Origin of the sequence: Tessaracoccus lapidicaptus (assembly GCF_001693815.1) — a bacterium.
Taxonomy (GTDB): Bacteria; Actinomycetota; Actinomycetes; order Propionibacteriales; family Propionibacteriaceae; genus Arachnia; species Arachnia lapidicapta.
In genome coordinates this window covers 208708-226940 of record NZ_MBQD01000023.1, presented here as the reverse complement: position 1 = coordinate 226940, position 18233 = coordinate 208708, and the positions used below count along the sequence as shown (strand labels likewise).

Genomic DNA, 18233 nt, shown 5'->3' with positions numbered 1-18233 from the left:
GGCGCCCAGCGCCTTGCTAGGATCGGTCGCCATGAGCCTTCTTCTGGAGACCGCCGCAGCGTCGCCCGCCATCCCCAGCTGGGTCATGGGCGCGCTGGCGCTCGTCATCTTGCTGGGTGCCATCGCCTGGATCGTCGGCTTCGGCTCCGGGCGTCCGCACTCGAAGTGACGTCGACAGAGCTGGGCATCGCCCGCGCCGCTGGGCAGCGCCGCTACCGGCTCGGCGTCATGGGCGGCACCTTCGACCCCATCCATCACGGCCACCTCGTGGCCGCGTCCGAGGTCGCGGCGAAATTCGCGCTCGACGAGGTGGTCTTCGTCCCCACCGGCATGCCGTGGCAGAAGTCACACCGCGAGGTGTCTCCCGCGGAGGACCGTTACCTGATGACGGTCATCGCGACGGCGTCGAACCCCCGGTTCTCGGTGTCGCGGGTCGACATCGACCGCCCGGGCAACACCTACACCGTCGACACGCTGAAGGACCTGCGCACCGAGCGCGGCCCGAACACCGACCTGTTCTTCATCACGGGCGCCGACGCCGTCCGGCAGATCCTCACCTGGTACGGGGCGGACGAGCTGTTCGACCTCGCCCACTTCGTCGGGGTCACCCGCCCGGGGGTCCCCATGACTCCCGCGGACCTGGCGCACCTGCCCGAGGACTCCGTGACGCTGCTCGAGGTCCCGGCCCTGGCCATCTCGTCCACCGACTGCCGTGAGCGCGTCCGCGCCCACGAGCCCATCTGGTACCTGGTGCCCGACGGCATCGTCCAGTACATCGCCAAGCGGGGCCTGTATCCGGCCCCGGGATCAGGAGTACCCCATGACCGTAGCTGACGACGTGCTGGCCCCGGTGCGGATCGCCGCGCAGGCGGCGGCCGACAAGCAGGGCCACAAGATCGTCGCCTTCGACGTGTCCGAGCAGCTCGCCATCACCGACGTCTTCCTCATCGCGTCGGCCGGCAACGAGCGCCAGGTCGGCGCCATCGTCGACGGCGTGGAGGAGAAGCTCATCGCCGCCGGCCGCAAGCCGGTGCGCCGCGAGGGCGACCGGGAGAACCGCTGGGTGCTGCTGGACTACATCGACTTCGTCGTGCACGTGCAGCACACCGAGGAGCGCTCGCTGTACAACCTCGAGCGCCTGTGGAAGGACTGCCCGCAGATCCCGCTGGACCTCGACCTCGCCCCCGACGACCCGGCACGGTCCGACGACCCCGCCCTGTGAAGCTGGAGCACGCCACCCGTCTCCTCCTGCTCCGGCACGGCCAGACCGACTGGAACGCCGCGCAACGGTTCCAGGGGCAGGCCGACGTGCCCCTCAACGGCGCCGGTCGGCGGCAGGCCGAGGCCGCCGGGGCCGCGCTGGCGGCGACCGAGGTCGACGCCGTGTACGCCTCGCCGCTGAGCCGCGCCCTCGACACCGCACGCATCGTCCGCCCCGGCATTGAGGTGCGCACCGATCCCCGGCTCATGGAGATCGACGTCGGCAGCTGGTCCGGGCTCACCTGGGACGAGGTCAAGGCCTCGATGCCGGACTACGAGTCGATGTACGCCAACGGCGTCGACTTCCGCCGCTCCCCGGAGGGGGAGACGCTCGCCGACGTCGTGGCGCGCGGTGTGCCCGCGGTCCTCGACATCGTCGCGACCCACCCGGACCGCACCGTGCTCGTGGTGTCGCACGGTCTGCTGCTCAACCGCGTCATCCACGCGCTGCTCGGGCTGGAGGGCAGGGTGCTCGGCGGCCTCGGCAACGCGCACTTCAGCGAGCTCGGCTTCGCCCACGGGGCGTGGCGGCTGCTCGCGCACAACGTCGGCATCTTCCACGGTCCGGACCGATAATCGACTATGACGAAGATCGGCTTCCTGTCGTTCGGCCACTACCGACCGGTGGTGGGGGCGAGGGTGCCGGACGCCCGCGCCTCGCTGCGTGAGCACATCGAGCTCGCCGTCGTCGCCGACGAGATCGGCCTCGACGGGGCGTGGGTGCGGGTCCACCACTTCGAGGAGTCGCACGCCACCCCCTTCCCGCTGCTGGCGGCGATGGCGGCGGTCACCCGTCGCATCGACGTCGGCACCGGCGTGGTGGACCTCCGCTACGAGAACCCGCTGCACCTGGCGGAGGAGGCCGCTGCGACCGACCTCATCGCCGACGGCCGGCTGCAGCTCGGCGTCTCGCGCGGCAGCCCGGAGGTGGCCGCGGACGGCCAGCGCCAGTTCGGCTACAGCCTCCGCGACGGCGAGTCGTGGGCGGACCACGCGCAGTCCAAGGTGGCCCGCTTCCGCCGCGCGATCGCCGGGGAGCCGGTGGCCCACTCCGCGCGCGCACTCGCGCTGGGCGAGGGGCCCGACCTGCCCATCCGCCCCCTCAGCCCCGGCCTGCCGGACCGCATCTGGTGGGGCGCCGGGTCGCACGAGACGGGCGTCTGGACCGCCGAGCAGGGCATGAACCTGCTGAGCTCCACTCTGCTGCTGGCCGAGGACGGCCGCCCCTTCAACATCCAGCAGGCCGACCAGGTGCGCACCTACCGGCGGGTCTTCCATCGGCTCGGGCATCCGGGGCCCGGTCTCGCGGCCGTCACCCGCCCGGCCTTCCCGATCACGTCCGACGACGATCGCCGCTACTTCGGGCGGCACGGCCACGGCGGCGACAGCGTGGGCCAGCTGGACGGGTCGCGGGCCCGGTCAGGCCCCCAGATGGTGGGCACTGTAGAGGAGGTCGCGGCGATGCTCCGCGCCGACGAGGCGGTGATGGAAGCCGACCAGGTGCTGTTCACCATGCCCTCGCAGTTGGGCGTCGACTACAACCGGCACTGGATGGAGAACCTCCTGGCCGTGGCCCGGGAGGTCGGCTGGAAGTAGGCGCTCAGTCGAGCGAGGCCGGCTGGCGCCCGATCCACTCGGCCAGCTCGACCCGCGGCCCGGTGAAGAAGGGGGTCTCCTCGCGGACGTGGAGGCGGGCCTCGACGCCGCGCTGGTGGCGCATGGCGTCGGTGAGCCGGTGCAGCTCGTCGGCCTCGAAGGCCAGGATCCACTCGTAGTCGTTGAGAGCGAACGACGACAGCGTCGAGGCGATGACATCCGGGTACTCGCGCCCCGCCATCCCGTGCTCCATGAGCATCTGCGAGCGGTGGGCCTCGTCGAGGTAGTACCAGTCGTAGCTGCGGACGAACGGGTACACCGTCAGCCACGGCCGCGGCGCGAACCCGGCGAAGCAGCTGGGGACGTGCGTCCGGTTGAACTCGGCCGGGCGGTGGACGCCCATCACCGACCAGACGGGCTCCAGATGCGCCCCGAGCGCGCTGCGCCGCAGAGCGTGGTAGCCGGCCTGGAGCGACGCCGGGTCGTTGGCCAGCGTCCAGACCAGGAGGTCGGCGTCCGCGCGGAATCCGCCGATGTCGTAGAAGCCGCGCACCGTCACCCCGGCGTCGGCGAGATGGTCCTCGACCTGCGTCGCGAGCCGGTCCGCGGCCTCCTCCGGGAGCGGCGCCGCGGTCGCGAACACCGAGTACAGCGCGTACAGCGGAGTGGCGTTGATGGCCTCGAGGTCGACGTCCTGCTCGTCGCGGGAGTCGCGACCGGGGTGCTTGCTCATCATCGGGGTCCTTCCTGGGCGGGGCGGGGGAGGCAGCAGCGCCCGGTGCTGAAGCGGCAGCGGGGTTCGTCGGGGCGCTCGCCGCGGGCGACCTCGGCCGCCGCGACCAGCTGGTCGACCAGCAACGACACGAAGCCCTGGTCGGTGCCGACGGTCGCCGCGCGCTCGTAGGGGAGCGCGAGCTCGGCGGCGGTGTCCCGGGCCTGCGTGTCGAGATCGTAGGCGACCTCCATGTGGTCCGAGATGAACCCGATGGGGGCCGCCACCACACCCGCGACACCCTCGGCCTGCACCTCAGGCATCCGGTCGTTGACGTCAGGCTCCAGCCACGGGATGTGGGGGGCGCCCGAACGCGAGCAGAAGGTCAGCTCCCACGCCAGCTCCTCACCCAGCTCGGCCGAGGCCTCCGCGGCGACGGCGGCGGCCACGCGCAGATGCTGGGCGTCGTAGCGTCGCTCCGGCTCACCCGTCGACGAGGCCGCGTTCATGGCCGTCGGGATGGAGTGGGTGACGAACAGCACCCGCAGCGTCTCGTCGCCGATGCGCTCCCGGAGTCGCCGCACGGCCGCGACCAGGGCCCGGGCGTTTGCCGACACGAAGCCCGGCGTCTCCGCGAAGGGGTCCACCTTGTCGATCCGGATCGCGTGCCCGTCGGCGCCGCGGATCAGGTCCTCGTGGTACTGGCGGCACCCGGAGTACGACGAGTAGGCCGACGTCGCGAGGGCCACGACCCGCTCGTGCCCGTCGTCGCCGAGCGACTGGACCGTGTCCTCGATGTACGGATGCCAGTTGCGGTTGCCGATGACGACGGGCACGTCGACGCCGCGCCGCGCCAACTCGCCCCGCACCGCGTCCATGAGGGCGGCGTTGAGTTCGTTGATCGGCGACCTACCGCCGAACAGCTCGTAGTGGCGCGACACCTCGATCAGCCGCTCGTCGGGGATGCCGCGGCCCGCCGTGGCGTTGCGCATGAAGGGCAGGACGTCCTCAGACTTGTCGGGGCCGCCGTACGAGGCGAACAGGACCGCTGTGTACGGGGCGAGGGACGTCACATGGCCTCCTGGGCGTCGGGAGTGTCGAGATCGGCCACCTGCAGGTTGGTGACCGGGCAGTGCGCGTCCTCCAACCCGTCGGGGTCCACCGTCTCCGGGGCGCCGATGCCGTACAGCTCGGCCATCGCGGTCAGGTACTCCTCCGTGCGGCCCTGCTCGGCGGCCACGCGCGCCCGGGAGGACGGGATGTGCAGCAGGCGAGTCGCGAGCCGGCGCAGCGCCAGGGCCGCGTCGTCGTGCGACAGCTGGCGCTGCGGCAGCCGCGCCACCTCGTCGGCGACCATGCCCATGACCGTGTCGCGCAGCCCGACGACGGCCGGGTCGACGATCCGGGAGCGCAGCCGGGTCATGACGTCCGCGACGCCCGCCTGGACGAGGGCCTCGGCCCGCCGCGTGTCCTCCGCGTAACACGGCTGGATCGACGCCTGGATGCTCGCGAGGTCCACCACGACCGTTCCGGGGACCCGGGCGACGGCGGGGTCGACGTCGCGCTGCAGGGACAGGTCCAGCAGACGCATGGGACCGGCGACGTGGGCCGGCGTGATGACGGGGGAGCCGAGGCCGCGGCACGTGACGACGATGTCCGTGCCGGCGAGCGCGTCGTCCAGGGTGGCCACGTGCTCGAGGTCGTGGCTGTCGGCGAACGTCGACCCGCGACCCGACGCCGAGTGGACCCTGATGTGCGCGACGCCCTTGTGCCGCAGCGCGGCGACCACGGCACCGGCGTAGGACCCGGTGCCGACGATGGTGGCCGTGGCGCGGGTCCAGTCCTCGACGCCCATGAGGGACAACCCGACGCCGACGACCGAACGCCCGGCGCCTTCCAGTGCGGTCTCGTTCGCGATGCGTCGCGAGGTGCGCAGCGCCTCGTCGACGGCGATGGTCAGCGGCAGCGACGTGTGCCCCGCGGCCTGGGCGTCGGCCAGGGCGCGCTTCAGCTGGCCGGCGATCTCCCGCTCGCCCACCACCATGGAGTCGAGGCCGGAGGCCACCCGGAACAGGTGACCCAGGGCGGCCTCGCCCAGGTAGAGGTCCCAGGCGGGCGGCTCGGCGAACTGCGCGTCCAGCGCCGCGCGCAGGTCCGTGTTCGCGGCGTGTCCGGTGGTGTCGAGCAGCACCTCCACGCGGTTGCAGGTGCTGAGGACCACGGCGCCCGTCACGTCCGGCAGCGAGCACATCCGCGCCGCGACACCGTCGACATCCGCGCTGATCCGCTCGACCTCGGTCAGGCCGTGGCGGTCGTGCTGGATGGAGAAGACACGCATAGTCACAGTGCGCCCCATTCAACCACGCTTGCCCGATGCGGCAGAATCAGGACCAAATGAGTTCACTTCTTTCCGCCTTGAGCGGACACCGACCCGAGCGGCTCCCCGTCTGGTTCATGCGCCAGGCCGGCAGGTCGCTGCCCGAATACCGAGCCATCCGGGAGGGCACGACCATCCTGGAGGCGTGTCTGATGCCCGAGTTGGCGGCGGAGATCACGCTGCAGCCGGTCCGCCGGCACAAGGTGGACGCGGCGATCTTCTTCTCCGACATCATGACCCCGCTGGTCCTCGCCGGCGTGGAGGTCGAGATCCACTCCGGCGTGGGTCCGGTCATCGACAAGCCCGTGCGGACCGCCGCCGACGTCGACCGCATCGTGCGGCACTCGCTGATCGAGACCAGCGCCATCACGGAGGCCGTCCGCATCGTCACCGCCGAGCTCGGGGACGCGACCCCCCTCATCGGGTTCGCCGGCGCCCCCTTCACCCTGGCCGCCTACCTGGTGGAGGGCCGCGGCTCCCGGGACCACCTGGCGGCCCGCGCCATGATGCACGCGGACCCGCAGGCCTGGCACCGGCTGCTCGAGTGGGCCGCTGACCTGTCGGGCCAGTTCCTCGACGTCCAAGTGGCCGCCGGCGCCCGGGTGGTGCAGCTCTTCGACTCCTGGGCGGGGGCACTGACGCGGGCGGACTACGTCGAGTACGTCGCGCCGCATTCCGCCCGGGTCCTTGCCGCCGTCGAGGGGAAGGTCCCGCGCATCCACTTCGGCACCGGCACCCGGCACCTGCTGCCCGACATGGCCGCCTGCGGGGTCGAGGCCATGGGCATCGACTACCGCACGCCGCTCGACGAGGCCGCCGACCTCCTGCCCGGACTCCCGTTGCAGGGCAACATCGATCCGGCGCTACTCGCCGCCGGGTGGCCGGCGCTCGCCGCGCACGCCCGCGACGTCGTCGACCGAGGCCGCGCCGCCCCGGCGCACGTGGTCAACCTGGGCCACGGCGTCCCGCCCACCACCGACCCGGGGGTGCTCACCGACCTGGTGGCGCTCCTCCACGAGCTGTGACCGCGGTCGTCGTCGGGGGCGGGCTCGCCGGCCTGGTCGCCGGCTACCGGTTGGCGCAGGCCGGGCGCCGGGTCACGGTCCTCGAGGCCTCCACGAGGCTGGGCGGACTCATCGCTCCCATCGAGATCGGCGGCGTCGCCGTGGACGCGGGCGCGGAGGCCTACGCGGTGCGCGGCGGAGTGGTCCGCGAGCTGTGCGAGGAACTCGGCCTCCCGGTGGCGGCGCCGCTGGGGTGTCCGCACATTTGGCGCCCGGACGGCGTGTGGCCCATGGCGGAGGGCGTCCTGGGGATCCCCGCGTCGCTCGAGGATCCGGCGCTCGACGCGCTCGACCCGCAGGACCGCGCCCGCGTGGCCCGCGACCTCGACCTGCCCGCCGAGGTAGGCGCGGAGGCCACCACCCTCGGTGACCTCGTGCTGGCCCGGATGGGCGAGGGAGCGCTCCGCACGCTCGTCACCCCCGTCGCCCGGGGCGTGTACTCGCTCGAACCCGGCCGGATGCCGCTCGCCTCGTTCGCGCCCGGACTACGCGAGGCCCTCGCCCGGGAGGGCTCCCTGCTGCGTGCCGTCGCGGCCGTCCGCCGGCCGGGCGCGGCGGCCGTCGAGCAGCCCGTGGGCGGCATGTTCCGGCTCATCGACGCCTTGGCGGCCCGCATCACCGGCCTGGGGGGCGAGATCAGGTGCACGTCACCGGCAGTCGACGTCCACCGGGCCGGCACCGGGTTCGCGGTGAGCCTGCAGGACGGCGGCTCGGTGCGCGGCGAGCGGCTGGTCCTGGCCGGGCCGTCGGCGTCCGCGTGCGGACTGCTTGCCAAGCTCGGCGTCGATCTCGCGCCCACCCCCACGCAGCCCGCGCACCTGGCCGTGCTCGGGTTGAATCACCCGGGACTCGCGGCGGAGCCGGTCGGGTCTGGCCTGCTCGTCGGCGAGCGCGACGACTCCGTGCACGCGAAGGCCCTCACCCACTACTCGGTCAAGTGGCCGTGGTCGAGGCGGCCGGGCCAGGAGATCGTGCGTCTGTCCTATCCGGAGACCTACATCCCCAGCCGCGCCGACGCCCTCGCCGACGCCGCGCGCTTCCTCCGGCTCCCGCTCACCGACGGCGACGTCACCGGGTTCGCGGCCGTGTCGTGGGAGGAGATGCCCACGCGCATGGAGCACGCCACGCGCGACTTCTATCTGGAGGCCGCGGCGGGCGTCGGGGTCGACGTCGTGGGTGCCTGGATCGACGGCAACGGGATCGCGTCGGTCGTCGCGGGCAGCCGTCGGGTGCTCAAGTGAGGCTCCGGCTCGGCACCCGCGGCTCGGCGCTGGCCGTCGCCCAGTCCACGCAGGTGGCTGAGGCGCTGACGGCGCTCGGGCACGAGGTCGAGCTCGTGCGGATCAAGACCGGAGGCGACGTGCTCACCGGCTCCCTGACCAGCCTCGGCGGGCTCGGCGTCTTCGCGGCCGAACTGCGGCGGGCGCTCCTCGACGGGCGGGCCGACTTCGCCGTCCATTCCCTCAAGGACCTGCCGACCGCCCCCGTGCCGGGACTGACGATCGCGGCGGTGCCCCGGCGTGCCGACGCCCGCGACGTCCTGTGCGCCCGCGGCGGGCTGCGGCTCGCCGAGCTGCCCGCCGGCTCGGCCGTCGGCACCGGTTCGCCCCGGCGGGTGTCGCAGCTGCGGGCGCTGCGGCCCGACCTGCGCTACGTCGACGTGCGCGGCAACGTGGGGACCCGTCTCGCGCGGGTCGCCGACGGGGACCTCGACGCCGTGGTGCTGGCCGCGGCCGGGCTGGCCCGGCTCGGGCTCGAGGACCACATCACCGACCACCTGCCGATCCTGCCCGCACCCGGACAGGGCGCGCTGGCCCTGGAGTGCCGGGTCGACGACGAACCGGTCCTCGGAGCGCTGACGGCGCTCGACGACCCCGCCACGCGGTCGGCCGTCGACGCGGAGCGCGCGGTGCTGGCGGGCCTCGGCGGTGGCTGTGCCGCACCGATCGCCGCGTGGGGGGCCGACGGCCGGCTGCGGGCCGGGGTCTTCGCGCCGGACGGATCGCGCGCCGCGCGCACCACCGTCGACCTCGACGCCCGGGCGGGGGAGACCGCGGTGGCCGAGCTCCTGGCGTCCGGGGCGGCCGGTGTCGCGGACCTGGGCGCCGCGCGGGAGTCGCGGCTGGCGGACCTGCACGACGAGACGTCGCTGTGGCGGGGCGACACACCCCTGGCCGGCGTGAGGCTCCTGCTTCCCCGAGCCGACGGGGACCTCGCGGACGGTCTCCGCGCGGCCGGGGCCGAGGTCGTCGCCGTACCGGTGCAGCGCCGCCGCCCGGTGGGGCCCGTCGAGCTGCCGGACCGGGCCCGGTGGGTGGCGTTCACGTCCCCCGCCGCCGTCGAGACCTGGCAGGAATTGGGACTGGGCCTACCCGTCGGCGCCCGCGTCGCCGCCGTGGGCGGCGCGACCGCCGCGGCGGTCCTGCGCGCCGGCATGACCCCCGACCTCGTCCCCGAGGGCGAGTCCAGCGCCCGCGCGCTGGCGGCCGCCTTCCCGGCGGGGGAGGGGCTCGTGCTCCTCCCGGGGTCGGCGCTGTCGTCACCGGTGCTTGCCGAGGGGCTGCGCGCCAAGGGATATGCGGTCCTGCAGGTGGCCACCTACACGATGGAACCGGTGGACGCCCTGCCGGGGCCCGTCGTAGCGGACTGGCGCGGGGGTCATTTCGACGTGGTCGTGGTGACGGCGGGGTCCGTCGCCCGGGCCGTCGACCAGGTGTTGGGCTGGCGCGAGGGAGTCGCGGTCGTGGCCTTCGGCCCGCCGTCGGCGGCCGAACTCGCCGCCATGGGAGTCGAGGTGGCGGCCGTGGCCGCGACCCAGGATGCGGAGGGACTGGTCCACGCGATCGCGTCCCTCGGGAAGGGACAGTCATGATGCCGATGCGCCCGAGGAGGCTGCGCACCACCCCCGCGATGCGGCGGCTGGTCCGCGAAGTGGAGCCGCGTGCGTCGCAGCTCGTCCTGCCGGTGTTCGTCGCCGAACGGGAGGGCGCCATCTCGTCCATGCCCGGTGTCGAACGCCACACGCCCGGCACGGTCGGCCGGGTGGCGGAGCTGGCGGCGGCCGCGGGACTCGGCGGCATCATGCTGTTCGGCGTTCCCGACGACGCCGACAAGGACGAGCGCGGCTCGGCCGGGTGGGCTGACACCGGAATCCTCCAGCGGGGCCTGCGTGCGGTCCGCGCCGAGGTGGGCGACGACATCGTCGTCATGGCCGACACCTGCCTCGACGAGTTCACCAGCCACGGCCACTGCGGCTTCCTCACCGACGACGGGCGCGTCGACAACGACGAGACCCTGGCCGCCTACGTGACGATGGCGCTGGCGCAGGTGGCGGCCGGCGCGCACGTCGTGTCCCCGTCGGGGATGATGGACGGTCAGGTCGAGGCCATCCGCGCCGGGCTGGAGGGCGCGGGGCACACCGACACGGCGATCCTGGCCTACGCGGCGAAGTACGCCTCCTCGTTCTACGGCCCGTTCCGGGAGGCGGTGACGTCGACCCTGGCGGGGGATCGCAAGACCTACCAGCAGGACCCGGCCAACCGCCGCGAGGGCCTGCGCGAGGCGGAGCTCGACCTGGCCGAGGGCGCGGACATGGTGATGGTCAAGCCGGCCGGCTACTACCTCGACGTGGTGGCCGATGTCGCGGCGATCTCCGACGTGCCGGTGGCCGCCTACCAGGTGTCGGGGGAGTACGCCATGATCGAAGCGGCGGCCGAGCGCGGCTGGCTGGACCGCCGCGGCGCGGTGACCGAGTCGGTCACCGCGATCGTGCGGGCGGGTGCCGACATCGTGCTGACCTATTGGGCGCTGGAACTCGCGGGGTGGATGAAGTGACCGACATGACCGATCTGTTCACGCGAGCCCGCGGCGTCATCCCGGGAGGTGTCTCCTCCCCGGTACGGGCCTTCGGCTCCGTCGGCGGAACCCCGGTGTTCGTGGCGGAGGCGCGCGGTGCCCACGTCGTCGACGTGGAGGGCCGCGACTACGTGGACCTCGTCGCCTCGTGGGGACCCGCGCTGCTCGGTCACGCGCACCCGGAGGTGGTGGCCGCGGTCCAGGAGGCCGCGGCGCGCGGACTCTCGTTCGGCGCGCCCACGGCGGCCGAGGTGGAGCTCGCCGAGACCATCCGCACCCGGGTGCCGCTGGCGGAGCAGGTGCGCTTCGTCTCCACGGGCACGGAGGCGACGATGACGGCCGTCCGGCTGGCCCGGGGAGCGACCAGCCGCGACGTCATCGTGAAGTTCGCCGGCTGCTACCACGGTCACTCCGACGCGCTGCTGGCCGCAGCGGGCTCCGGCGTCGCCACGCAGGGGCTCCCCGGGTCCGCCGGCGTGACGAGGGCGGCGACCGCGGACACCGTCGTCGTGGAGTACAACGACGTCGCGGCGCTGGAGCGCGTGTTCGCGGAGTCCGGTGACAGGATCGCCGCCGTCATCACCGAGGGCGCGCCCGCCAACATGGGCGTCGTGCCACCCGCCGCAGGCTTCAACGCGGCCATCCGCGACCTGACCGCCCGGCACGGGGCCCTGATGATCCTCGACGAGGTCCTGACGGGCTTCCGCGTCTCGCCCTCCGGCTGGCTAGGGCTGGAGCCCGGGCTCGTCCCGGATCTGGTGACCTTCGGCAAGGTGGTCGGCGGAGGCATGCCGCTGGCGGCGATCGCCGGGCGCGCCGATCTCATGCAACTGCTGGCTCCCGTGGGCCCCGTCTACCAGGCCGGAACCCTGTCGGGCAATCCCCTCGCCACCGCCGCGGGCCTCGCGACGCTCCGGCTCGCCGACACCGCTGTCTATCGGACGGTGGACACCCGGTCCGCAGAGCTGCAGTCGGCCGTGGCCGACGCGCTCAGCCGCGCCTCGGTGCCGCACGTGGTGCAGCGGGCGGGGAGCCTGTTCTCGGTGTTCTTCCGCGACGCGCCGGTGGCGAACTACGAGGACGCCAAGGCGCAGGACACGGCCGCCTTCGGCCGCTTCTTCCACACGATGCTGGACCACGGCGTGGCCCTCCCGCCGTCGGCGTTCGAGGCCTGGTTCCTCACCGCGGCGCACGACGACGCGGCGATGAACCGCATCGCGGACGCGCTGCCGGCCGCCGCGCGCTCGGCCGCCGGCGCATGAGAAGCTTGGGGTCTCGGACCATGGAGAGGAATCGACGGTGAAGCTTCGATTGGGCACACGGGGATCGGCATTGGCGCTGGCCCGCTCGGAGACGGTGGCGCGCCTGCTGCGGGACGCCGGGCACGAGGTGGAGACCGTCACCATCACCACGACGGCGGGCGACACGGTGCACATGCCCGAGGGCTACTCCGTCGGGGTGTTCGCCAAGGAACTGCGCGAGGCGCTGCGGGAACGGACCGTCGACGTCGTCGTGCACTCCGTCAAGGACATCCCGCTGTCCGACAAGCCGGACTACCTGACGATCCCCGCCGTGCTGCCGCGGGGTGACCACCGCGACGTCCTGTGCACCCGCAACGGCCGCACCCTGGCCGCCCTGCCCCGGCATTCCCGGGTCGGGGTGACGTCACTGCGGCGGATCGCGCAGCTGCGGGCCCTGCGCCCCGACCTGACGTTCGTCGACGTCGGCGGGACGTTGGAGGACCGCCTGCGCCACCTCGAGCCCGGCGACCTCGACGCCGTCGTGCTGTCGGCCGCGGGCGTGGACGCGCTCGGCCTCCACGACCGGGTCGCGGAGTACCTCCCGATCCTCCCGGCGCCCGGCCAGGGCGCACTGGCGCTCGAATGCCGCAGCGACGACCGCGAGATCGCCCTGGCGCTCAAGGCCTTCGACGACATCGAGACGCGGATCGCCGTCGACGCCGAGCGAGCGGTCCTCGTCGGGCTGGAGACCACCTACCTCGCTCCGGTGGGCGCGCTGGCCGAGCGCCGCGGCATCCTCTCCCTCAAGGCCGGCGTGTTCTCCATCGACGGCACCAAGCGCACGGTGCTGGAGGTCGGGATGCCGACCTCCGAGTTCCACGCGGTCCGCACCGGGCACAACGTCGCGGCGGCCCTGAAGACCAGGCGTGCCGAGCGCTTCTTCTCGCCCGAGGCACTGGCCTCGGTGACCCTGTCGGTCGAGCACGACGACGAGTCGCCCTTCATCGAGGTGCCCGGCGATGACCGCATCCGGGTCCTCCTGCCGAGGCAGGAGGGCCGGTTGGCGCAGTCGCTGCGCAAGAACGGGCTGAGGGTGGACTGCATCTCGCTGCAGGAGGCCAAGCTGCTGCCCGCGGACAACATCATCGGCTGGGCCGACTGGGTCGTCCTGCCGTCGGCGCAGACCGTGTGGGCGCTGCGCGAACGCGGCTGGGAGATTCCCGAGGGCAAGTCGGTGGCCGCGATGGGGTCCACGACGCGTCACGCGGTCGAGGAGGGCGGCCGCGCCGTCGACCTCTCCCCGGAGGGCACCGCCAGCTCCCAGAGCCTGGTCGAGATGTTCCCGCGCGCCGCTGGTGAGCAGCGGGTCGTCATTCCGTGCGCCGACCAGCTCTCGACGAAGCTCGAGGACGGACTGCGCGCCAAGGGCTACACCGTCGAGAGGCTCGAGGTCTACACGATGGTCGACGTCGAGGCGCTGGATCCCCGCGCCAAGCAGATGTGGGACGACGGCGCCTGGCAGGCCATCCTGTTGAGCCAGCCGTCTCTCGCGTCGGCGTACGTCAACCTCCTGGGGCACCGTGCGGACGTGCACGTCCTGGCGTGGGATGAGCCCACTGCCGAGGCGCTCGCCTCCTTCGGTGTCCCGGTCCTCGCGGTCGCCAAGTCCAAGGACGAGTTCGGCGTGGCAGCGCTGGCTCGAGAGCTTGCCAAGCAGCGTTGACACCGGCAACCGCCGATTTTTCAACTGGCGGGGAGATGCGCTAATGTTCTCTGAGTCGCCGGACGGTGACACCGGGGCTATGGCGCAGTTGGTAGCGCGCTTCCATGGCATGGAAGAGGCCAGGGGTTCGAATCCCCTTAGCTCCACGTAAGATGAGAAGATCGAAACTTGCCCCGTCTGATGGCGGGGCAGTTTTGTTTCTGTGGTGACGTGGGCCGGGGCGTCGATGCTGGTGTGGGCAAGGACGCTGGCGGTGGTCTCGTCGGGTGTGTAGGTGGCGTGTTCGTCGTCGTCGATGGTGATGCGGGTGAACAGGGCGCGGTTGAGGATGCGTCGTTCGGCTGGTTCGCACTTGTTGTAGAGGTCGTCGAGGTCGACCAGGAGTTCGGTGAGTTGGTCCAAGCCTGTTCGGGCGTCGGCGTAGGCGTCGGTGAGGTTGTCGAGCCGTGTGCTGATCTGGTCGAGGCTGACGCGGATGCGGTCTTGTTCGCTCTTGAGGAGGTCGAGGGGGATCGCGTCGGCGTAGTGGGCCTGGACGAGTTTGAGGCGTTCGGCTTCGAGCTTGTCGCGCTGGGCAGTCAGGAGCTTGCGTTCGTCCTCGCTGGATCCTTCGAGCTGGTCGAACACGTCGTTGAGCACCTTCGGGACTGCTGCACGGGTGGGTGACATCTGATCTGTGACGCCGTGGGGCGTCGCTGGAAGGCCACCAACCTCAGACCGCAGCCGCGGCCTGACCAACAAAATACCTGTCCACGAAACTTGACCCCCACGGCAACGGTGGTCACTTACTTTCAGGTGAGGGAGACGTCGGGGTGCGGCGGCTCGTTCCTCGCTCCCTACTCAGGGAGACGTCGGGGTGCGGCGGCTGGTTTCTCGCCCCTAGTCAGGGAGACGTTGGGGTGCGCCGGCTCGTTCCCCACTGCCCAGCGATGGGGTGCGGCGGCTCGTTCTTCGCTTCCGTTCACCCTGAAAAAACGTTCCTCGAGGGCTACCTGAGGGATGGCGCGTCAATTCTTCAGGGCGAACCCGCGCTCAGTGTGCTCAGCTGACGATGTCGTAGCCGGCCGACTGCCAGGCGCCGATGCCGCCGGCGAGGTGGAAGGCCTCGAGGCCGCGTTCGGTCATGATGTCGAGCGCCACCTGCGAGCGGTTGCCCGAGCGGCAGTACACCGCGTAGGGGACCGCCCTGTTGAGGGAGGCGACGTCGTCAGTGAGCGTGGGCGACTGGACGTCGAGGTTGATCGCGCCCGGGATATGGCCGGCGGCGAACTCCTCCGGGGTACGCACGTCGAGGATGACCGTGCTCTCCTTGGCCATGCGCTCCCTGAAGCCGGCGGCGTCGTACTCGGTCTGCTGCGACGTGGCGTCGGCCCCGGCGCTGCAGGCGGCAACGGCCAGCACGGAGGAGGCGGCGAGGGCGGTGAACAGGCGACGGGTGATCATGAGTTCTCCTGAGTGGGGTCGGTCAGGCGGAGGTATTCGTGGGTGCCGAGCAGTTCAAGGCGACGCCATAACAGGCTACCCGGCACTGCCTGGCTGGCGTGTTCGGCGGCAGCGGCCAGCTGGCGCGTGCGGTCAACCTCCAGGACGATGGGCAGCTCGGATTCGGGGTAGCCGGTGAACGCGACGCCGTACTCCTCGGCCAGCGCGTCTGTCACGTGGAGCGGCAGTGCCCACTCCAGCGTCGGGAGGCCCCGTTCAGCCGCGACGGCGAGCGCGGCGTGGCTGGCGGCCTCGTGGTCCGGATGGCCGGTCACGCCGCCCTCCGGGGAGAAGACGAGGAAGGCATCGGGTTGGACGGTGTCGGCAGCGAGTTCGACGTCGCGAACCAGCAGCTCGGGGTACTGCGAGAGCCCGCCGTCGGGGTGGGCCAGAAGCGTGGTGTTGTGGCAACCGAGCGCAGCGGCGGCCGTCTCGAGCTCGACGGCTCGGATGCGCGCCAGTTCGGGGTGGGCGCCGAGCGTGGAGGCCTCGCCCGAGGTGAGGCAGAGCACGCTCACCTGGCTGCCGGCGTCGATCAACGTCGAGATCACCGCGCCGAGGCCGAAGGACTCGTCGTCGGGGTGCGCGACCACAGCGAGAACGCGCGGCAGGGAAGGCAATTGCATGTCACAAGCTTATACCCCTGGGGGTATCAAGTCCAGCCGTCAGAGTGCCGAACGGAGCAGGGCTCGGAGATCGCGCTGGGTGGGGCACACCGGGTTGAAGGGGGTGCAGCCGTCGGCGAGCGCCTGGGCCGCCAGAGTGTCGACGGCGCGGTGGAACTCAACCGGGTCAACGCCGGCCTCGGTCAGCGTGTGCGGCATCTCCACCTGGCCCGCCAGCCGCTGGACCGCGGAGCGCAGCTTGGTGGCACCGGAGCGCCGGCCGGCCGGGTCCAGCCCGGAGTCCAGCGCCAACTGGTAGTACCGCTCAGCCGCCGCAGCGTCGCCCGCGTTGAAGCCGATGACGTGCGGCAGCAGCACCGAGTTGAGGCGACCGTGCGCCACGTGGAAATGGCCCCCGATGGCGTGGGCGAGCGAGTGGGTGAGCCCCAGGCCGGCGTTCTCGAAGGCCACGGCGGCCAGCGTGGCGGCGTTGTGCATCCGCTCGCGGGCCTCGAGGTTGCCCGGATCGCGGTGCACCACCGGGAGCCAGGTGCGGATGAGTTGGACGGCCTTCTCGGCGAACGCGTCGCTGAAGTCGCTGGCGCCCGTGGCCACGTAGGCCTCGACCGCGTGGGTGAGGGCATCCATCCCGGCATCCATCGAGACCCGCGGCGGGCAGCCGCGCACCGCGACGGGATCGAGGATGGCGAGCCGCGGCATGAGCCGCTGGTCGATGAGTGGGATCTTGACCTGGTTGACCTCGTCGGTGACGACGGCGACCGACGTCACCTCGGAGCCGGACCCGCTGGTTGTCGGCACCACCGCGAGCCCCCAGGGCGCGCCCCGGCCCTGCTGCGTTGCGATGAGGTGCATGGCCTTGGCGGCATCGATCACCGAGCCGCCGCCCACCGCCACCACCGCGTGCGGACCGGCGGCGTAGTACGCGGCCAGGCCCTCGGCGACGACGGTGGTGCTCGGGTCGGGTGTGACGCCGTCGAAGACCGTGATCTCGGCGCCGGCGAGGTGTTCGCGGACGATGCCGAGCGTCGGCGTGCCCGCGATCCCGGTATCGGTCACCACCAGCACGCGCTCGCCGGCGAACTGGCTCAGGGCGTCAAGCGCCCCGGCCCCGTGGAGGAGGGTGGGCCCCAGCCCGAACTCGCCCATCTCATCCTCCAGCCTGGATGGCCGTGGCGACGACGGTGTTGACGATGTCGTCGACGGTGGCGCTCCTCGACAGGTCGTTGACCGGTTTGCGCAGCCCGAGCAGCATCGGCCCGATCGCGAGCGCCCCGCCGCTCTGCTGCACCGCCTTGTAGGCGATGTTGCCGGAGTTGAGGTCGGGGAAGATCAGCACGGTGGCTTTGCCCGCCACCTTCGAGCCGGGGAGCTTTCTCTTGCCGACCACTGGGTCGACGGCGGCGTCGTACTGGAGCGGCCCTTCCAGGACCAGGTGCGGGGCGGCCTCCTTCGCCAGCGACGTGGCCTCGACGACGGCGTCGACGGCGGGTCCGCTGCCCGATGTCCCGGTGGAGTAGGAGAGCATCGCGACCCGTGGGTCGACGCCGAACTGGACGGCGGCGCCCGCGGCGTTGACGGCGATCTCCGCCAGCTGGGCCGGGGTGGGCTGGGGGTTGACGGCGCAGTCTCCGGCCACGAACACCTGATCGCCCAGCACGAGGAGGAACACCGACGAGACCGACGCGACGCCGGGCTGGGTCTTGATGATCTCCAGCGCCGGCCGGATGGTCTCCGCGGTGGTGTGCACCGCGCCCGAGACCATGCCGTCGGCCAGACCAAGTTGGACCATCATGGTGCCGAAGTAGGAGACGTCGCGGACCCTCCCGCGGGCGTCGTCGAGCGTGACGCCCTTGTGGGCGCGCAGCCGCGCGTACTCCTCGGCGAACCGCTCGGCGTGCTCGCTGGTGGCCGGGTCGACGATGCTCGCGGCGGCGATGTCGACGCCGGCTCGCTCGGCGGCGCGACGGACGGCCGCCTCGTCGCCCAGCAGGGTGAGGCGCGCCATCCGGGCGTGCAGGACGCGGTCGGCGGCCCTCAGGACGCGTTCCTCCGACCCCTCGCACAAGACGATGTGCTGGTGCAGCCGGCGCGCCCTCTCCACCAGGCCTTCGACGAACGGGCCGTGGTTGGCGGCTTCGGCGGAGGGAAGCTCGACCCCAGTGGTCAGACGAATCCCCCGACGGCCAGCGAGCTCCCTCGCGAGGTCCGTGACGATCGCACCCTCGGGCACGCGGAGCTCGGCTGCCCCGTCGGCCAGGGCTGCCCGGACGGACGCTTCCGTCACCACGGCGCGCATG

The 18233-nt window shown here is 72.4% G+C and carries 19 protein-coding genes, 1 tRNA gene and 1 pseudogene; 14 read left to right on the top strand and 7 right to left on the bottom strand.

Annotation, left to right across the window (positions count from 1 at the left end):
• Positions 1–31: 31 nt before the first annotated feature.
• The 5 genes from BCR15_RS14965 to BCR15_RS10815 are packed head-to-tail and all read left to right on the top strand — an operon-like array spanning position 32 to position 2856.
• Positions 32–169, top strand: coding sequence for a hypothetical protein (locus tag BCR15_RS14965; RefSeq protein ID WP_153302428.1), 138 nt, complete (start codon positions 32–34; stop codon positions 167–169).
• The gene (nadD, locus tag BCR15_RS10830; RefSeq protein WP_068752200.1) at positions 166–834 is read left to right on the top strand and encodes a nicotinate-nucleotide adenylyltransferase; all 669 of its coding nucleotides are present in this window, start codon (positions 166–168) and stop codon (positions 832–834) included. Before BCR15_RS14965 ends, nadD begins: the two co-directional genes overlap by 4 nt.
• Positions 821–1222, top strand: coding sequence for a ribosome silencing factor (gene rsfS / locus BCR15_RS10825; RefSeq protein WP_068752199.1), 402 nt, complete (start codon positions 821–823; stop codon positions 1220–1222). Before nadD ends, rsfS begins: the two co-directional genes overlap by 14 nt.
• The gene (locus BCR15_RS10820) at positions 1219–1836 is read left to right on the top strand and encodes a histidine phosphatase family protein (RefSeq protein WP_068752198.1); all 618 of its coding nucleotides are present in this window, start codon (positions 1219–1221) and stop codon (positions 1834–1836) included. The genes rsfS and BCR15_RS10820 overlap by 4 nt, the downstream gene beginning before the upstream one ends.
• A 6-nt stretch (positions 1837–1842) precedes the next feature.
• Positions 1843–2856 carry an LLM class flavin-dependent oxidoreductase gene (locus BCR15_RS10815; protein WP_068752197.1) on the top strand — a complete coding sequence of 338 codons (1014 nt, stop codon included), beginning with the start codon at positions 1843–1845 and terminating at the stop codon, positions 2854–2856.
• A gap of 4 nt (positions 2857–2860) precedes the next feature.
• Here BCR15_RS10815 and hemQ read toward each other — a convergent pair whose 3' ends face one another.
• The 3 genes from hemQ to BCR15_RS10805 are packed head-to-tail and all read right to left on the bottom strand — an operon-like array spanning position 2861 to position 5906.
• Positions 2861–3589, bottom strand: coding sequence for a hydrogen peroxide-dependent heme synthase (hemQ, locus tag BCR15_RS15335; protein WP_256094605.1), 729 nt, complete (start codon positions 3587–3589; stop codon positions 2861–2863).
• Complete coding sequence (locus tag BCR15_RS15330; protein ID WP_176715233.1) at positions 3589–4641, bottom strand: ferrochelatase; 1053 nt, start codon at positions 4639–4641, stop codon at positions 3589–3591. The genes hemQ and BCR15_RS15330 overlap by 1 nt, the downstream gene beginning before the upstream one ends.
• Positions 4638–5906, bottom strand: a complete 1269-nt coding sequence (locus BCR15_RS10805) for a glutamyl-tRNA reductase (protein WP_176715232.1) — start codon at positions 5904–5906, stop codon at positions 4638–4640. The genes BCR15_RS15330 and BCR15_RS10805 overlap by 4 nt, the downstream gene beginning before the upstream one ends.
• Positions 5907–5962: 56 nt before the next feature.
• Between BCR15_RS10805 and hemE the strand changes: the two genes are divergently transcribed.
• The 9 genes and pseudogenes from hemE to BCR15_RS10765 all read left to right on the top strand — a co-directional run bounded on the left by hemE (position 5963) and on the right by BCR15_RS10765 (position 14494).
• The gene (gene hemE / locus BCR15_RS10800) at positions 5963–6970 is read left to right on the top strand and encodes a uroporphyrinogen decarboxylase (protein ID WP_218058956.1); all 1008 of its coding nucleotides are present in this window, start codon (positions 5963–5965) and stop codon (positions 6968–6970) included.
• A complete protein-coding gene (locus tag BCR15_RS10795; protein ID WP_068752194.1) occupies positions 6967–8250 on the top strand; it encodes a protoporphyrinogen/coproporphyrinogen oxidase in 1284 nt (427 codons plus the stop codon). The genes hemE and BCR15_RS10795 overlap by 4 nt, the downstream gene beginning before the upstream one ends.
• Positions 8247–9131 (top strand): annotated as a pseudogene (gene hemC / locus BCR15_RS15325) (hydroxymethylbilane synthase); the annotation flags it as partial. The gene BCR15_RS10795 and the pseudogene hemC (BCR15_RS15325), both read left to right, overlap by 4 nt.
• Positions 9132–9188: 57 nt before the next feature.
• Complete coding sequence (locus BCR15_RS15320; protein ID WP_256094616.1) at positions 9189–9881, top strand: uroporphyrinogen-III synthase; 693 nt, start codon at positions 9189–9191, stop codon at positions 9879–9881.
• Positions 9878–10843: a porphobilinogen synthase gene (hemB, locus tag BCR15_RS10785; RefSeq protein WP_068752192.1), complete on the top strand. Its 966-nt coding sequence runs from the start codon at positions 9878–9880 to the stop codon at positions 10841–10843. Before BCR15_RS15320 ends, hemB begins: the two co-directional genes overlap by 4 nt.
• The gene (gene hemL / locus BCR15_RS10780) at positions 10840–12126 is read left to right on the top strand and encodes a glutamate-1-semialdehyde 2,1-aminomutase (protein ID WP_176715231.1); all 1287 of its coding nucleotides are present in this window, start codon (positions 10840–10842) and stop codon (positions 12124–12126) included. Before hemB ends, hemL begins: the two co-directional genes overlap by 4 nt.
• Before the next feature lie 37 nt (positions 12127–12163).
• A complete protein-coding gene (hemC, locus tag BCR15_RS10775) occupies positions 12164–13828 on the top strand; it encodes a hydroxymethylbilane synthase (RefSeq protein WP_083196599.1) in 1665 nt (554 codons plus the stop codon).
• 73 nt (positions 13829–13901) lie between these two features.
• A tRNA-Ala gene (locus tag BCR15_RS10770) sits at positions 13902–13974 on the top strand.
• Between the two features lie 133 nt (positions 13975–14107).
• Positions 14108–14494: a hypothetical protein gene (locus BCR15_RS10765; protein ID WP_228383391.1), complete on the top strand. Its 387-nt coding sequence runs from the start codon at positions 14108–14110 to the stop codon at positions 14492–14494.
• A gap of 375 nt (positions 14495–14869) precedes the next feature.
• Here BCR15_RS10765 and BCR15_RS10760 read toward each other — a convergent pair whose 3' ends face one another.
• From BCR15_RS10760 to pta, 4 genes are read right to left on the bottom strand one after another with little or no spacing between them, the layout of a single operon-like run.
• Positions 14870–15271: a rhodanese-like domain-containing protein gene (locus tag BCR15_RS10760; protein WP_068752190.1), complete on the bottom strand. Its 402-nt coding sequence runs from the start codon at positions 15269–15271 to the stop codon at positions 14870–14872.
• Positions 15268–15936: a PIG-L deacetylase family protein gene (locus tag BCR15_RS10755; protein WP_068752189.1), complete on the bottom strand. Its 669-nt coding sequence runs from the start codon at positions 15934–15936 to the stop codon at positions 15268–15270. The genes BCR15_RS10760 and BCR15_RS10755 overlap by 4 nt, the downstream gene beginning before the upstream one ends.
• A gap of 39 nt (positions 15937–15975) precedes the next feature.
• The gene (locus tag BCR15_RS10750) at positions 15976–17082 is read right to left on the bottom strand and encodes a 1-propanol dehydrogenase PduQ (protein ID WP_068752188.1); all 1107 of its coding nucleotides are present in this window, start codon (positions 17080–17082) and stop codon (positions 15976–15978) included.
• Position 17083: 1 nt separating this feature from the next.
• Entirely contained in the window at positions 17084–18232 is a 1149-nt protein-coding gene (gene pta, locus BCR15_RS10745; protein ID WP_068752187.1) for a phosphate acetyltransferase, read from the bottom strand.
• Position 18233 lies beyond the last annotated feature (1 nt).

Coding starts and splice junctions, on each gene's coding strand:
- BCR15_RS14965 (WP_153302428.1), top strand. CDS start 32: ATGAGCCTTCTTCTGGAGACCGCCGCAGCGTCGCCCGCCATCCCCAGC.
- BCR15_RS10815 (WP_068752197.1), top strand. CDS start 1,843: ATGACGAAGATCGGCTTCCTGTCGTTCGGCCACTACCGACCGGTGGTG.
- pta (WP_068752187.1), bottom strand. CDS start 18,232: ATGCGCGCCGTGGTGACGGAAGCGTCCGTCCGGGCAGCCCTGGCCGAC.
- BCR15_RS10760 (WP_068752190.1), bottom strand. CDS start 15,271: ATGATCACCCGTCGCCTGTTCACCGCCCTCGCCGCCTCCTCCGTGCTG.
- rsfS (WP_068752199.1), top strand. CDS start 821: ATGACCGTAGCTGACGACGTGCTGGCCCCGGTGCGGATCGCCGCGCAG.
- hemB (WP_068752192.1), top strand. CDS start 9,878: ATGATGCCGATGCGCCCGAGGAGGCTGCGCACCACCCCCGCGATGCGG.
- hemE (WP_218058956.1), top strand. CDS start 5,963: ATGAGTTCACTTCTTTCCGCCTTGAGCGGACACCGACCCGAGCGGCTC.
- BCR15_RS10755 (WP_068752189.1), bottom strand. CDS start 15,936: ATGCAATTGCCTTCCCTGCCGCGCGTTCTCGCTGTGGTCGCGCACCCC.
- BCR15_RS10750 (WP_068752188.1), bottom strand. CDS start 17,082: ATGGGCGAGTTCGGGCTGGGGCCCACCCTCCTCCACGGGGCCGGGGCG.
- hemQ (WP_256094605.1), bottom strand. CDS start 3,589: ATGAGCAAGCACCCCGGTCGCGACTCCCGCGACGAGCAGGACGTCGAC.
- BCR15_RS10805 (WP_176715232.1), bottom strand. CDS start 5,906: ATGCGTGTCTTCTCCATCCAGCACGACCGCCACGGCCTGACCGAGGTC.